Here is a 13,695-nt window from a genome sequence, read left to right on the forward strand (position 1 = left end):
GAAACGATTCAGAACGGGAAGCTATGAGCCACCCGGAGGGGTGTCAAGTCCTCCGACCGATTCGGCCTACCGTGACTTGCCTGTGACCTTCAATTATCGAAAGAATTTCGACACGGACCCATTGACGTGACATGGCTCCCATGCCTAACGTCCCGGCAACCCAGTTGAAACCTTTCACGACGTCGTGAGGCCAGACCCACAGGCGTCGTCGAGGAGCCCTCATGACCCACCCGTCCGACCCGGGGCCGGCCCCTGTGCTGGCACTCAAGGACATCTCGAAGTCCTTCGGTGCGGTGCGCGCCCTGCGGGACGTCTCCCTGGAGCTGTTCCCCGGCGAAGTGCACGCACTCGCCGGTGAGAACGGCGCCGGAAAGTCGACCCTCATCAAGACGCTCGCCGGGGTGCACCGACCGGACGCAGGCCAGGTACTGCTCGACGGCACACCCGTCGCCTTCCACGGCCCCGGCGACGCCCGCGACGCGGGTATCGCCGTGATCTACCAGGAGCCCACGCTCTTCCCGGACCTCTCGATCGCCGAGAACATCTTCATGGGCCGCCAGCCCCGGCGCGCCCTCGGCCGGATCGACCACAAGGCCACCCACGCGGCGACCGCCGCCCTGATGCGACGCCTCGGCGTCGAACTCGACCCCGACCGCCCCGCACGCGGCCTGTCCATCGCTGACCAGCAGATCGTCGAGATCGCCAAGGCCCTCTCCTTCGACGCCCGCGTCCTGATCATGGACGAGCCGACCGCCGCCCTCACCGGCAGCGAGGTCGCCCGTCTCTTCGGCGTCGTCCGCACCCTGCGCGAACAGGGCGCCGCCGTGCTGTTCATCTCGCACCGGCTGGAGGAGATCTTCAAGATCTGCCGACGGGTGACGACGCTGCGTGACGGCGCCTGGATCGCCAGCGAGCCGCTGGACGGCATGACCGAGGACGATCTCGTACGCCGGATGGTCGGCCGCGATCTCGACGAGCTCTACCCGAAGCAGGACGTCGAGGCAGGCGAGGTCGCGCTCAGCGTGCGCCGCCTGACCCGCGAGGGCGTCTTCACCGACGTCTCCTTCGACGTGAGGCACGGCGAGATCGTCGGCCTCGCCGGACTCGTCGGCGCCGGCCGCACCGAGGTGGCCCGGGCCGTCTTCGGCATCGACCGCTGGGACGCCGGCGAGGTCGAGGTGGACGGCACGGTCCTGACGAACGGAGCGCCCTCCACGGCCATGGCCGCCGGGCTCGCCCTCGTCCCCGAGGACCGGCGCGCCCAGGGCCTGGTGATGGACATGTCCATCGAGCGGAACATCGGTCTCACCGGCCTGCGGAAGACCGTCAAGGCCGGCCTGATGGACCGGAGCGCCGAGCGCAGCCGCTCCCTCGACTGGGCCGTCAAGCTCCAGGTGAAGTACGCCCGTATCGCCGACACCGTCAACACGCTGTCCGGCGGCAACCAGCAGAAGGTCGTCCTGGCCAAGTGGCTCGCCACCGGCCCCCGGGTACTGATCGTCGACGAGCCCACCCGTGGCATCGACGTCGGTACGAAGGCCGAGGTGCACCGCCTGCTCAGCGAGCTGGCCGCCGACGGTGTGGCCATCCTGATGATCTCCTCCGACCTGCCCGAGATCCTCGGTATGGCCGACCGCGTGCTCGTGATGCACGAGGGCCGCCTCACCGCCGAGATCCCGCGCTCCGAAGCAACCGAGGAAACGGTGATGGCCGCAGCCACCGGGAGGGCCGCCGCATGACGGTGACCGCCCCCAATCCCGCCCCCGCCGCAGAGGTGCCCAAGTCCAGCAGCACCAGGCTGGTGGACCGCGTCTTCAAGATGCGCGAACTCGCCATCCTGCTCGTCTTCCTGGTGATGATCGCCGTCACCCAGGCGGGCAACAGCGAGTTCCTGTCCGAGCAGGGCATCAAGGACCTGCTGCTGAACGCGACGATCCTGGTCCTGGTCGCCACCGGCCAGTCGCTGGTGGTCATCACCCGCAACGTCGACCTGTCGGTCGGCTCCACCCTTGGCATCAGCGCCTTCGCCGCGGGCCTCTACCTCCAGGGCGGCGGAAACCCCGTCGTGGCCATCGCCCTGGCCGTCCTCCTCGGCATCGGCTTCGGGCTCCTCAACGGACTGCTCGTCAGCTTCGGCCAGGTACCCGCCCTCGTCGTCACCCTCGGCACGCTCTACATCATCCGAGGCATCGACTCCATCTGGGTCGGCTCCCGGCAGATCACGGCGGCCGACCTGCCCGACGGGTTCGTCGACTTCGGCTCCGGCGGTATCTCCGCGGTCCCGTACCTCGCGCTGATCGCGCTGGCCGTCCTCGTCGCCACCGCCTACTACCTCAGGCAGTTCGGCAGCGGCCGTGAGCTGTACGCGCTCGGCTCCAACCCCGAGGCCGCCCGGCTCGCCGGCATCCCCGTGCGCAAGCGGATCCTCGCCGCGTACACCTTCTGCGGCGCCCTCGCCGGACTCGCCGGCGCGCTCTACCTCGCGCGGTTCGGCAACGTCGACTCCAGCACGGGCAACGGGTACGAACTCACCGTCGTCAGCGCGGTCGTCGTCGGCGGTGTCGTCTTCACCGGCGGCTCCGGCAGCGTCTACGGGGCGGCGCTCGGCGCGCTGCTGCTGACCTCCATCAACAGCGTGCTGCCCGCCCTCGGTGTCAGCTCGGTGTGGGTCATGGCCATCAACGGCATCCTGCTCATCCTTGCCATCGCGGTCGACCGGATCGTCGCCCTGCGCGTGGCGTCAGCTCTGAAGAAGAGGAACGCCCGCCATGGCTGACTCGTCGTTCGCGCGCGCCGCCGTCCGGTGGGACACGGTGGTCGGGGCCCTCCTCGTCGTGGTCCTCCTGCTGTCCTTCGGGTTCGTGGACGGGTTCGGCAACGGGCTCAACCTGTCCTTCCTGATCGGCAACACCCTCCCGATCGCGCTCATCGCGCTGCCCATGACGCTTCTCGTCGTGTCCGGCGAGATCGATCTGTCGGTCGCCTCCACCGCCGGCCTCTCCGGCGCGGTGATGGGCGCCCTGTGGAACCAGGGCCTGACGATCGAGGCGATCATCCCGATCTGTCTGCTCCTCGGAGTCGTCTGCGGGCTGGTCAACGGACTGCTCGTCACCCGGCTCGGGCTGCCCTCCCTCGCCGTCACCATCGGCACCATGGCCGCCTACCGGGGCATCGCGCAGATCGTGCTCGGCTCCGACGCGGTGACCGACTTCCCCACCCAGTACCTGGACTTCGCGGCGGGACGCATAGGCGACACCTTCATCCCGTACGCCCTGTTCCCCTTCCTCGTGCTGCTCGCGATCGCCGTGGTCGCGCTGCACGCCACCCCGTTCGGCCGCTCGCTGTTCGCGATCGGCGCGAGTGAGGAGGCCGCCCGCTTCGCCGGTATCCGGGTCAAGCGGCAGAAGCTGATCCTGTTCATGGTGACGGGCCTCACGGCCTCCCTCACCGGGATCTTCTGGGCGCTGCACTACGCCAGCGCTCGCTACGACAACGCCACCGGGCTCGAACTCTCCGTCATCGCCGCCGTGTTGCTGGGCGGCATCGACTTCGACGGGGGCAAGGGCACGCTCGGCGGAGCCATCGCCGGGGTGTTTCTGCTCGGTGCGCTGCAGAACGTGATGAGCCTTCAGGATGTTTCGGCTCAGTCGCAGATCGTCGTCACGGGCATCCTGCTGGTGCTGTCGGTGCTTGGGCCTCGGGTTGCTCGGCAGGTCTCGCTTGCCAGGGCTTCGCAAAGGCTGACGTAGACGGTTGTTCGATCGCTGCGGGCCCGCTGTCGCTGGTCGCGCAGTTCCCCGCGCCCCTGAAAGAGGGGCGCTTCTCCTCACCCTCTGTTTCTAAGGAACCCTCATGCGTAGATCTTCCGTCCGTCGGGCCTCCGCGGCTCTCGCCGCTGCCACCTCGCTCGCTCTGGCGCTCACCGCCTGTGGCGGTACCACCAAGAACGACGTCAAGGACGAGGGCGCCTCCGCCGCCGCGACCGGCAAGGCCGACCCGAACGCGGCCACCAAGAAGGGCCTGACCGTCGGCTTCCTGCCGAAGGCGGTCAACAACCCGTACTTCACCTCCGCCGACAAGGGCGGCGAGGCCGCGCTGAAGACGCTGGGCTCCAGCTTCAAGGAGGTCGGCCCCAGCAGCGCCACCGACACCTCCGGGCAGGTGAGTTACGTCAACACCCTCACCCAGCAGCAGGTCGACGCGATGGCCGTGTCCGCGCAGGACCCGGGCGCCCTGTGCACCGCGCTCAAGCAGGCCATGAAGAACGGCATCAAGGTCGTCACGTACGACTCGGACACCAAGACCGACTGTCGCAACGCCTTCGTGTCGCAGGCCAGCGCCGAGGACCTGGGCCGTACCGAGGTGCAGCTGCTCGCCGAGCAGATCGGCTACAAGGGCGAGATCGCGATCCTGTCCGCCGCGCAGACCGCGACGAACCAGAACGTCTGGATCGACTTCATGAAGAAGGAGCTGGCGGACCCGAAGTACAAGGACGTCAAGCTCGTCAAGGTCGCGTACGGCAACGACGACGCCCAGCAGTCCTTCCAGCAGACCCAGGGCCTCCTCCAGGAGTACCCGAACCTGAAGGGGATCATCTCCCCGACCACCGTCGGCATCAAGGCCGCCGCCCAGTACCTGTCCGGCTCGAAGTACAAGGGCAAGGTCAAGCTGACCGGCCTCGGCACCCCCAACGACATGCGCAAGTACGTCAAGAACGGCACGGTCGAGGGCTTCGAGCTGTGGGACCCGGCGAAGCTCGGCTCGCTGGCCGCGTACACCGCCGTCGCGCTGGCCTCGGGCCAGATCACCGGCAAGGAGGGCGAGACCTTCAAGGCCGGCGACATGGGCGAGTACACGATCGGCGCGGACGGCGTGATCAGCCTCGGCAAGCCGACCGTGTTCACCAAGGACAACATCGACCAGTTCAACTTCTGATTCCCTGGGGGCTGTTGATGCAACGTGTGTGCTTTCTGCTGAAGGTCCGGGCGGACCGCCTCGACGAGTACCGCGAGCGGCACGCCGCCGTGTGGCCCGAGATGCTCGAAGCGCTCTCGGCCACCGGCTGGCACAACTACTCGCTCTTCCTGCGCGAAGACGGCCTGCTGGTCGGCTACTTGGAGACCGAGGACTTCGCCGCCGCCCAGGCCGGCATGGAAGCCGCCGAGATCAACGCCCGCTGGCAGGCCGAGATGGCGCCGTTCTTCGAATCGCTGGACGGCGCCCGTCCCGACGAGGCCATGAAACCCCTCACCGAGGTGTTCCACCTCGCCTGATCACCCCCTGCTTCACCCCATCTCATTTCGCAAGACAACGGAGTCCCCGAGATGAACAGACGTACGTTGCTGGGCGCCGCTCTCGCCGGCGCCGTGGTGACCCCCGCCTTCGCCGTCGGCAGTGCCCGCGCCGCCGACCCCGGCCCCTCGGTCACCCAGACCGGCAACACCACCCTCGACTCACAGGCCGTCTTCTTCGTCTCCTACGACGGCCTGGTCAACAACAACTCGTTCCAGAAGAACGCCCTGCTGACCTACAAGGGCTACCAGTACGCCGTCTGGTACACCGCCGACAAGAACGCCGTCGTCGGCCGCCGTGTCCTCGGCGGCAGCACCTGGTCGACGGTCCAGGTCGGGCACACCCTCAAGGCGAGCGACTCGCACAACGTCATCTCCATGGGCGTCTCCAAGACCGACGGCCGCCTCCACCTCAACATGGACTCGCACAGCGACGGCTTCACCTACGTCAAGTCGGTGGCCGGGCTCGTGGACAACCCGTCCGGGCTCAGCTGGACCGCGGCCCGCTTCGGCGCACCCCAGTCGACACTCGACGGACTCGCGCTCACCACGCAGTTCACGTACCCGCAGTTCATCTCGCTGCCCGACGGCAAGCTGCAGCTCAGCTACCGCGTCGGCATCTCCGGCAACGGCCGCAACGCGATCGCCGAGTACGACGGCACGTCCTGGACCAACCTCGGCGAGTGGTCCAGCTCCACCGGCACGTACACCAGCGAGCACGGCTCCTCGACGGTCCGCAACATGTACCTGCACGGCATCGACTACGACAAGAACGGCCGCCTGCACTCGTTCTTCACCTGGCGCGAGCAGAACGGCGCCGTCATGTGCAACAGCGGCGGCATCACCAACCACGACACCGGCTACGTCTACTCCGACGACCGGGGCCGCACCTGGCGCAACAACGCGGGCACGCTCGTCGGCACCACCGGCGGCTCCGACAAGGTCGCCGTGACGGACAGCGGCCTGGTGGTCGACGCCCTGAACCCGGACCACTCCCTGATGAACCAGGAGAGCCAGTTCACCGACTCGTCCGGGCTGCCGCACGCCGTCATCAGCTACGTACCCGGCCGCTTCGGCCAGTGCACCACCAACTACGTCGCCAACCGCACCGCCAACGGCCGCGCCTTCCACCTGCGCAAGAACTCCGCCGGCAGCTGGCAGAAGACCGAGATCCCGGTCCCGCTCAATTCCAGCCAGCGCACCAAGCTGGTCCTCGACAAGTACGACAACGCCTACGCGATCTTCCCCTTCGGCCGTATAGCCGGCGCCTCGAAGGCCTCCGGGTACACCGACTGGACGGTGCTCTTCGACGGCAGCGGTCTGAACGCCTTCGGCGAGGTCGTGATCGACGAGACACGGATCGCCCAGGACAACGTCCTGTCCGTCCTCTACCAGGAGAAGTCGAGCGGTACGACCCCCTCGGCACTCCATGTCGTCGACTTCCGGCTGCCCGCGTGACCGGAATGATCAGCGGATTAGCCAGAGCCGGGCAGGCCGCTAATGTAAGGGTCTGCCCGGTACCGTTCGTTTCCCTGGAGGTCCCCGCCTGATGGCCCAGCCGGTGGGTATCAAGGACGTCGCACGCGCTGCCGGAGTCTCCGTCGGCACGGTCTCGAACGTCATCAACCGCCCGGACTCGGTCGCCACCGAGACCCGCGCGCGAGTGCTGTCCGCGATCGACCGCCTCGGCTACGTCCGCAGCGAGTCGGCCCGTCAGCTGCGCGCCGGGCGCAGCCGCATCATGGGGCTGCTCGTTCTCGACATGGGCAACCCCTTCTTCGTCGACGTGGCACGCGGTGCCGAGCGGGCCGCGCGGGACGCCGGGCTCGGCGTGATGGTCTGCAACAGCGCGCAGAGCGCCGGGGAGGAGGCCGACTACCTGTCGCTCTTCGCCGAACAGCGGGTGCGCGGAGTGCTGCTCACCCCGGCCGACGCGACCGGCCGCAACATCGAGTCGTTCCGCCGCCATGGCATCCCGTTCGTCCTGGTCGACCGGGTCGCCGAGGGCACCACCGAGTGCTCGGTGTCCGTGGACGACGTGGCGGGCGGCGCACTGGCCGTACGTCATCTCGTCGACGCCGGACACCGCTCCATCGCGTACGTCAGCGGACCGCCCGGCTTCAACCAGGTGCGCGACCGCCGCACGGGCGCCATGAACGCGCTCGCCGAGGCCGGCCTCAGCCCCACCGCCCTGCGCGAGCTGCCCACCGAGCGCCTCGACGTGGCCGCCGGCCGGGACGCGGGCGCCCGCCTCCTGGGCCTCGCCGACCGGCCGACGGCCGTCTTCTGCGCCAACGACCTGCTCGCCCTCGGCGTCCTGCAGGCCATGTACGCGGCCGGTGTCGGCGTCCCCGACGACCTCGCGATCGTCGGCTACGACGACATCGAGTTCGCCGCCGCCGCGGCCGTCCCGCTCACCTCCGTCCGCCAGCCCGCCGTGACCATGGGCGCCCTGGCCGCGGAACTCCTCCTGGAGGAGACCGAGACGGAGGCGGAGTCCGGCGCGAGACGGCACTCGCACCGCAGGGTCGTACTCCAGCCGGAGCTGGTGGTCCGGCGCTCCAGCCTGTCGGCGCGCTGAGTCGCCGTTCAGTAGCGGTTCAGTAGCGGATTCCGTGGAGGATTCGGCGGAGTTCCTGGAATTTCTTGATCCACCGGGTCGGCCGGGCGAAGAATCTGTGCTGGACTGGGCCACGGCCTGGAATTCGTACGTTCAAGGAGCCCCGTTGTCCGCCAGCTACCGACAGCCCGGTGTCGTCCTCACCGACCGACACTTCACCGTCCCCCTGGACCACGACGACCCGGCGGGGGAGCGCATCGAGCTCTACGCCCGTGAGGTCGTCGCGAGCGACAAGAAGGACGCCGAACTGCCCTGGCTGATCTATCTGCAGGGCGGCCCGGGCTTCGGAGCGAATCGTTTCGTCGGCCAGGGTGCCTGGCTCGGCCGCGCCCTGGAGGAGTTCCGTGTCCTCCTTCTGGACCAGCGCGGCACCGGTGCCTCCACCCCTGCCAACCGTCAGACGCTGCCGCTGCGCGGCGGGCCCGCCGACCAGGCCGCCTATCTGACCCGCTTCCGCGCCGACTCGATCGTCCGGGACTGCGAGGCCATACGCCCCTCGGTCACCGGCGGCGCACCCTGGACCGTCCTGGGCCAGAGCTTCGGCGGCTTCTGCGCGGTGCACTATCTGTCGACGGCTCCCGAGGGCCTGGCCGCCGCCCTGATCACGGGCGGCCTCCCGTCGCTCGACGGGCACGCGGACGACGTCTACCGGGCCGCCTATCCCCGTATCGAACGCAAGGTCGCCGCGCACTACGCGCGTTACCTGCAGGACGTCGACCGGGCACGGCGGATCGCCGAGTACGTGAGCGTCTACGAGCCGGTCCTGCCGAACGGCTACCGCCTGACCGTCGAGGCCTTCCAGTCCCTCGGCATCCTCCTCGGCGGCGGCGAGGGCAGCCACCGGCTGCACTACCTCCTGGAGGACGCCTTCGTCAGGACCCCCGGGGGCGCCGCCCTGTCCGACGCGTTCCTGGAGGAGGTCCAGGGCCTCCTGTCCTACGCCGGTCATCCGCTGTACGCCCTCGTCCACGAGGCCATCTACGGCCAGGACGGCAGCCCCACCGACTGGTCCGCCGAGCGGGTGCGCGCCGAGTTCCCGCAGTTCGACGCGGGCAAGTCCCTCGCGGGCGACGGCCCGTTGCTGTTCACCGGCGAGTCCGTCCACCCCTGGATGTTCGACGTCGACCCGGCCCTGCGCCCCCTGCGCGAAACGGCCGAACTCCTCGCCGCCCACACCGACTGGCCGCCCCTGTACGACCGTTCACGCCTCGCCGCCAACGTGGTTCCGGTCGCCGCCGCCGTCTACCACGACGACATGTACGTCGACACCGCCCACGCGCTGGAGACCGCTCGGGCGATCCGGGGCCTGCGCACCTGGGTCACCGACGAGTTCGAGCACGACGGGGTGCGGGCGGGCGGCCCCCGGGTGCTCGACCGTCTACTGGCCCTGACCCGCGACGAGGTGTGACGACACCCGGTGGCTCAGGCGGCGGCGGGCAGTTCGCCGCCGCCGCGCTGCGGGCCCACGGCCCTCCCGTCGGGCAGGAGTTCACCCGTGTCGTCGAAGACGATGGTGCCGTTGCAGAGCAGGTTCCAGCCCTGCTCCGGGTGGGCCGTGACGATGACCGCGGCGTCGTGGTCCGTGCTGTCGACGGGCGGGCACGAAGGCTGGTGTGTGCACATGGTCTCTCCCGCGTCTCAGGGGCTCTGCCCCCAGTAGTAGCGGAGGTTGTTTACCTCTGTATGTGGAGACCCCGACACGCAGGAAAATTCATCTGTGAGGTGCCGGGTCAGGCAGCCGCCAACTCCTTGCCCGGGGACCGGCGTTCGAGGTGCAGCCGGAGCCCCTCCGGCATCACCGTCAGCCGTTCCGCCACCCGCAGCCGGTAGTCCGGGTCGGGCTTCAGGTCGTAGCGGCGCAACAGCAGACCGAGCACCAGGGTCGCCTCGTGCAGGGCGAACTGGCGGCCGATGCACGCCCGGGCCCCGGTGCCCCAGGGCTTGAACGCGTGGGCGGGGCGGGCGCGTACGGCCGCCGCGTCGAAACGGTCCGGGTCGAAGTGGTCGGCGTCGGCGCCCCAGACCGTCGGGTCGCGGTGCAGCAGCGGAGCCAGGACCAGCGTCCAGGCGCCCTCGCGCATCGGATGCTCGCCGCCGAGCACCGTGTCGTGACGGGCCTCGCGGGCGAAACCGGGCGCCGTCGGCCACAGCCGCAGCGACTCGTCGAGCACCCGGCGCACATACCGCAGCTTGGCGATCTGGTCGTAGCCGGGAACCTCCGCCTCGCCCCAGACGCGGTCCACCTCGGCGCGGGCGCGGGCGGCGGCCTCCGGGTGCCGGGAGAGGTAGTGCAGGGCGAAGGAGAGCGCGCCGGAGGTCGTCTCGTGGCCGGCGATCAGGAAGGTGAGGACCTGCCGGCGCACGTTCTGGGGCGCGAGGCGTTCACCGGTCTCGGGGTGGGTGGTGTCGAGCATGCGGTCGAGCAGGTCGCCGGTGCCGCCGCCCCCGCCGTCCGACGCCCGGCGGGCCCGTACGAGCTCGTCGACCGTGCGGTTCAGGTACGCCACGGCCTCCTCGTTGCGCCGGGTGGCCCGGCGCAGCAGGAGCGGGGCGAGCGGCGCGGGGACGATGTTCAGATACTGCGCGTGGTTCAGGGCCCCCACCATCGCCGTCACGAAGGGGTGCGGGCGCTCGCGTTCGAAGGAGCCGAAGTCGTGCCCGAAGCCGGTGCGCGCGATGGTCTCCAGGGTCAGCTTCGTCATGTCTCCGGGCACGTCCACCGCACGGCCCGCGGCCAGTTCCCGGTCCCAGTGGTCCGTGAGCTGCCCGGCGACGGCCAGCATCATCGGGTGGTAGCCGGCCATCGCCTCGCGGCTGAAACCGGGGGCGAGAACATCGTGCGCCAGCTGCCAGTTGGGCTCGTCGTTGTACGCCGTGAACAGTCCGTCCCCGGCGACCGGGCGCAGGTTGGCCACCCCGAGGCCCACGTGTTTGGCGAAGCGGGTCTCGTCCGCAAGATCGGCGGTGAGATCCGCGCCCCACACGAACACGATCTCCTTGCCGAACGCCCTGCGCCGGAAGATCGGCCCGAGCTGCCGCCCGACGCGCATCGAGTCCTGGAGGGGCGTACGGGGGCTGACGCCGACCAGGTCGCCGAGCAGCGGGATCCGGCGCGGCGGATGCGGGATCCGCTGCAGCTCCGGCCAGCCCAGCTCGGCACTGCGGAATCCCCTGGACGCGGCTGTCCGGGTCGCCGTCTCGGTCATGACGCCATCTCCCTTGATACAGGGGCGTGTTGATCCTGTTGTACGTGGATTCAATAGCGGGGTCAGTCTGATCCCGCTGTTGAACCGACGTCAAGTAAAGTGCGGCCATGGCTGCGAAGGGCGGGGAGCGCACACGTCGGCGGTTGAGTACCGGCGAGCGCCGGGAGCAGCTCCTGGCGGTCGGCGCGCGACTGTTCTCGGAGAGTCCGTACGACGAGGTGTGGATCGAGCAGGTCGCCGAGATCGCCGGCGTCTCGCGCGGGCTGCTCTACCACTACTTCCCGAACAAGCGGGACTTCTTCGCGGCGGTCGTGGAGCGCGAGAGCGAGCGCATGCTGCGGATGACGGCGGCCGTGCCGGGTGTTCCCGCGCGTGAGCAACTGGACGCGAACCTCGACGCCTTCCTCGCCTATGTCGAGGAGCACGCGCACGGCTATCGCGCCTTCCATCGTGCCGACGCGTCCGGCGACCAGGCCGTACGGAAGGTCTACCAGCGGGCGCTGGCCGCGCAGGAGCGGCAGATCCTCGCGGCGCTCGCGGCCGACCCGGAGTTCGGGCGGCTGTCGGGGGAGCGGCCCGACCTGCGCCTCGCCGTCCGGGGCTGGCTGGCGTTCACCACCGCCGTGTGCCTGGAGTGGCTGCGCGGTTCGGACCTGACCCGGCAGCAGGTACGGGACCTGTGCGCGCGGTCGCTGCTCGGCACGCTCGCGCCCTGAGGTCGGGCTGGCTTCGGTAGGGAATCGCACGGGATCGCGGGAGACGGTTGGCGTGCACCCGGATTTTCGATAGGTTAGGCAAGGCTTACCTAAGGAGATTCGGGATGCGTGACAGTCAGACCTGGACGGCCGCGCCCGCCGCGGCGGAACGCGCGCGCTCGGTGCTAGCCGCCGCGTGGTCGTGCGCGGTGACCGCGGACGGCGGGCGCGAGGAGTTCGTCGGCGCGCACACCGTCGGAGAGGACGGCCGGGTGGTCCTGGACGTGCCGGCCGACAGCGCGCTGCTCGCCGCCGCCGTCTTCGCACCGCGCGGTGAGCCGTCGGCCGTACTGGAGTTCGCCGACGTCTCGCCCGTCCCCGTGCGCAACCGGATCCGCGCGCGCCTGTGGATGGCCGGCTGGTTCACCGCCGAGCACGAGCAGCTCGCGTTCCGCCCGACACGCGTGGTCCTGCGCCAGGCTTCCGGTGCCGTCGTCGTCGACCTCGCCGAGTTCGCCGCCGCAGCGCCCGACCCGCTGGCGGTCGCCGAGGCCGAGCTGCTGAGCCATCTCGCCGACTGTCACGGTGACGCCGTCGAGCGTCTCACGCGCCTGGTCGAGCCGGACAGTCTGCACGGCGCCGTCAACGTCCGGCCGCTCGCCGTCGACCGGCACGGAATCACCCTGCGCATCGAGCGGGTCCGCACCCACGGCGACGTACGGCTGGCGTTCCACCAGCCCGCCGACTCGGTGTCCCAGCTCACCGAGCGCATGCACATCCTGCTCACCCAGGCCAGTGCCGCCTCCTGCCCCCGCGCACTACAGCGGCAGCGCACAGACGACGACGGGTGACGCGAACGGCTCGCCCGCGGGCCGCAGTTCACCGCTCGCGCGGTCGACGTGGAAGACGCTGACCGTGCTCGACCGCTGGTTCGCCGCGAACAACAGGCTGCCGCCCGGCGCGAGGGCGATGTGGCGCGGGAAGTCACCCCCGACCGGCACCGTGTCGAGGAGCCGGAGACGGGCACCGCCCGCCTCCACGGCGTACCGCGTCAGGCTGTTGTGCCCACGGTTCGCCAGATACGCGTACCGCCCGTCCGGGGTCACCACGAACTGGGCCGGGTAACTCGTGCCCGCTCCCGTCCCCGTGGACTGCGCCTCCCCGATGTCCAGGCGCCCGGTGGCGGGGGAGTAGACGCAGACGGCGACCGTGTTGTCGACCTCGTTGGCGAGATACGCGTACCGGCCGCCGGGGTGGAAGGTGAGGTGGCGGGGGCCGGCGCCCGGGCGGGTCCGGGCGCGCGAGACCTCGGTGAGTGTGCCGCGTCCGGTGTCCAGGCGGTAGGTGTAGACCGTGTCCGTGCCCAGATCGACCGCGAGGACGTGGCCGCCGTCCGGGCTGGTGACGAACTGATGCGCGTGCGGTCCCTGTTGACCCGGGCCCGGTGCCGGACTGGAGTGCGTGACCAGGTCGGTGCGCTCGCCGAGCGCGCCCGAGGTGTCGATGGGGTGCACCGCCACGCTGCCGGAGCCGTAGTTGGCGAGGAGCAGCCAGCGCCCGCTCGGATGAACCGACAGATGGCACGGCGCGGCCCCGCCGGTTCCGCGCGTGCCGAGCACCTGGTGGCCGCCGCCCTCGCCGTCGAGCCGGATCGCGGTCACGCCGCCGTCCTCGCGCTCGTTCACCGCGTACAGGGTGCGGCCGTCCGGGTGCGCGGCGAGATAGGACGGGTCGGCCACACCCGGGACGGTTCCCGCGCGTGTGACACGGCCCGAGACCGGATCGTAGGTCGCGAGACCGATACCGGTGCCGCCGCCCTCGACGGAGGTGTACGTGCCGAGGAGGAGGCGGCGGGGGGTGGTCGGCGCGGCGGGGGCGGGCTC

At 70.1% G+C, this 13,695-nt stretch carries 13 protein-coding genes; 10 read left to right on the forward strand and 3 right to left on the reverse strand.

Annotated elements, in window-relative coordinates:
* The first annotated feature begins 221 nt into the window (after nt 1-221).
* From STRTUCAR8_RS36295 to STRTUCAR8_RS36330, 8 genes are all read left to right on the forward strand, one after another.
* Nucleotides 222-1,739, forward strand: a complete 1,518-nt coding sequence (locus STRTUCAR8_RS36295) for a sugar ABC transporter ATP-binding protein (protein WP_006381232.1) — start codon at nt 222-224, stop codon at nt 1,737-1,739.
* Entirely contained in the window at nt 1,736-2,776 is a 1,041-nt protein-coding gene (locus STRTUCAR8_RS36300) for an ABC transporter permease (protein ID WP_006381222.1), read from the forward strand. Before STRTUCAR8_RS36295 ends, STRTUCAR8_RS36300 begins: the two co-directional genes overlap by 4 nt.
* Nucleotides 2,769-3,749 carry an ABC transporter permease gene (locus STRTUCAR8_RS36305; protein ID WP_006381269.1) on the forward strand — a complete coding sequence of 327 codons (981 nt, stop codon included), beginning with the start codon at nt 2,769-2,771 and terminating at the stop codon, nt 3,747-3,749. The genes STRTUCAR8_RS36300 and STRTUCAR8_RS36305 overlap by 8 nt, the downstream gene beginning before the upstream one ends.
* A gap of 103 nt (nt 3,750-3,852) precedes the next feature.
* Entirely contained in the window at nt 3,853-4,935 is a 1,083-nt protein-coding gene (rhaS, locus tag STRTUCAR8_RS36310) for a rhamnose ABC transporter substrate-binding protein (protein WP_006381231.1), read from the forward strand.
* A gap of 17 nt (nt 4,936-4,952) precedes the next feature.
* The gene (locus tag STRTUCAR8_RS36315; protein ID WP_044473500.1) at nt 4,953-5,273 is read left to right on the forward strand and encodes an L-rhamnose mutarotase; all 321 of its coding nucleotides are present in this window, start codon (nt 4,953-4,955) and stop codon (nt 5,271-5,273) included.
* Between the two features lie 51 nt (nt 5,274-5,324).
* Nucleotides 5,325-6,749 (forward strand): BNR repeat-containing protein, encoded by a 1,425-nt coding sequence (locus STRTUCAR8_RS36320; protein ID WP_006381265.1) that lies wholly within the window; start codon nt 5,325-5,327, stop codon nt 6,747-6,749.
* A 91-nt stretch (nt 6,750-6,840) separates the two neighbouring features.
* Nucleotides 6,841-7,872: a LacI family DNA-binding transcriptional regulator gene (locus STRTUCAR8_RS36325; RefSeq protein WP_006381247.1), complete on the forward strand. Its 1,032-nt coding sequence runs from the start codon at nt 6,841-6,843 to the stop codon at nt 7,870-7,872.
* A gap of 145 nt (nt 7,873-8,017) precedes the next feature.
* Nucleotides 8,018-9,319 (forward strand): alpha/beta fold hydrolase, encoded by a 1,302-nt coding sequence (locus STRTUCAR8_RS36330; protein WP_006381271.1) that lies wholly within the window; start codon nt 8,018-8,020, stop codon nt 9,317-9,319.
* Nucleotides 9,320-9,333: 14 nt separating this feature from the next.
* Here STRTUCAR8_RS36330 and STRTUCAR8_RS36335 read toward each other — a convergent pair whose 3' ends face one another.
* Both STRTUCAR8_RS36335 and STRTUCAR8_RS36340 read right to left on the reverse strand, forming a co-directional pair.
* A complete protein-coding gene (locus STRTUCAR8_RS36335) occupies nt 9,334-9,534 on the reverse strand; it encodes a DUF5999 family protein (RefSeq protein WP_006381281.1) in 201 nt (66 codons plus the stop codon).
* Nucleotides 9,535-9,641: 107 nt separating this feature from the next.
* Complete coding sequence (locus STRTUCAR8_RS36340; RefSeq protein WP_006381278.1) at nt 9,642-11,117, reverse strand: cytochrome P450; 1,476 nt, start codon at nt 11,115-11,117, stop codon at nt 9,642-9,644.
* A gap of 107 nt (nt 11,118-11,224) precedes the next feature.
* Here STRTUCAR8_RS36340 and STRTUCAR8_RS36345 point away from each other — a divergent pair, with 107 nt between their 5' ends.
* Nucleotides 11,225-11,833 (forward strand): TetR/AcrR family transcriptional regulator, encoded by a 609-nt coding sequence (locus STRTUCAR8_RS36345; protein ID WP_006381240.1) that lies wholly within the window; start codon nt 11,225-11,227, stop codon nt 11,831-11,833.
* 104 nt (nt 11,834-11,937) lie between these two features.
* Complete coding sequence (locus STRTUCAR8_RS36350; RefSeq protein ID WP_006381246.1) at nt 11,938-12,663, forward strand: DUF2470 domain-containing protein; 726 nt, start codon at nt 11,938-11,940, stop codon at nt 12,661-12,663.
* On the opposite strand, the gene STRTUCAR8_RS36355 is transcribed toward STRTUCAR8_RS36350, so the two are convergent.
* On the reverse strand, nt 12,631-13,695 hold a 1,065-nt coding region (locus STRTUCAR8_RS36355), incomplete at its 5' end, for a lactonase family protein (RefSeq protein ID WP_006381284.1). The two genes, STRTUCAR8_RS36350 and STRTUCAR8_RS36355, sit on opposite strands and share 33 nt — an antisense overlap.

The organism is Streptomyces turgidiscabies Car8 (assembly GCF_000331005.1).
GTDB lineage: Bacteria > Actinomycetota > Actinomycetes > Streptomycetales > Streptomycetaceae > Streptomyces > Streptomyces turgidiscabies.

Bases quoted from the DNA above. Each gene is read 5' to 3' on its own strand.
- STRTUCAR8_RS36325 (WP_006381247.1), top strand. From the start codon at position 6,841: ATGGCCCAGCCGGTGGGTATCAAGGACGTCGCACGCGCTGCCGGAGTC.
- rhaS (WP_006381231.1), top strand. From the start codon at position 3,853: ATGCGTAGATCTTCCGTCCGTCGGGCCTCCGCGGCTCTCGCCGCTGCC.
- STRTUCAR8_RS36315 (WP_044473500.1), top strand. From the start codon at position 4,953: ATGCAACGTGTGTGCTTTCTGCTGAAGGTCCGGGCGGACCGCCTCGAC.
- STRTUCAR8_RS36300 (WP_006381222.1), top strand. From the start codon at position 1,736: ATGACGGTGACCGCCCCCAATCCCGCCCCCGCCGCAGAGGTGCCCAAG.
- STRTUCAR8_RS36320 (WP_006381265.1), top strand. From the start codon at position 5,325: ATGAACAGACGTACGTTGCTGGGCGCCGCTCTCGCCGGCGCCGTGGTG.
- STRTUCAR8_RS36305 (WP_006381269.1), top strand. From the start codon at position 2,769: ATGGCTGACTCGTCGTTCGCGCGCGCCGCCGTCCGGTGGGACACGGTG.
- STRTUCAR8_RS36350 (WP_006381246.1), top strand. From the start codon at position 11,938: ATGCGTGACAGTCAGACCTGGACGGCCGCGCCCGCCGCGGCGGAACGC.
- STRTUCAR8_RS36345 (WP_006381240.1), top strand. From the start codon at position 11,225: ATGGCTGCGAAGGGCGGGGAGCGCACACGTCGGCGGTTGAGTACCGGC.
- STRTUCAR8_RS36340 (WP_006381278.1), bottom strand. From the start codon at position 11,117: ATGACCGAGACGGCGACCCGGACAGCCGCGTCCAGGGGATTCCGCAGT.
- STRTUCAR8_RS36295 (WP_006381232.1), top strand. From the start codon at position 222: ATGACCCACCCGTCCGACCCGGGGCCGGCCCCTGTGCTGGCACTCAAG.
- STRTUCAR8_RS36335 (WP_006381281.1), bottom strand. From the start codon at position 9,534: ATGTGCACACACCAGCCTTCGTGCCCGCCCGTCGACAGCACGGACCAC.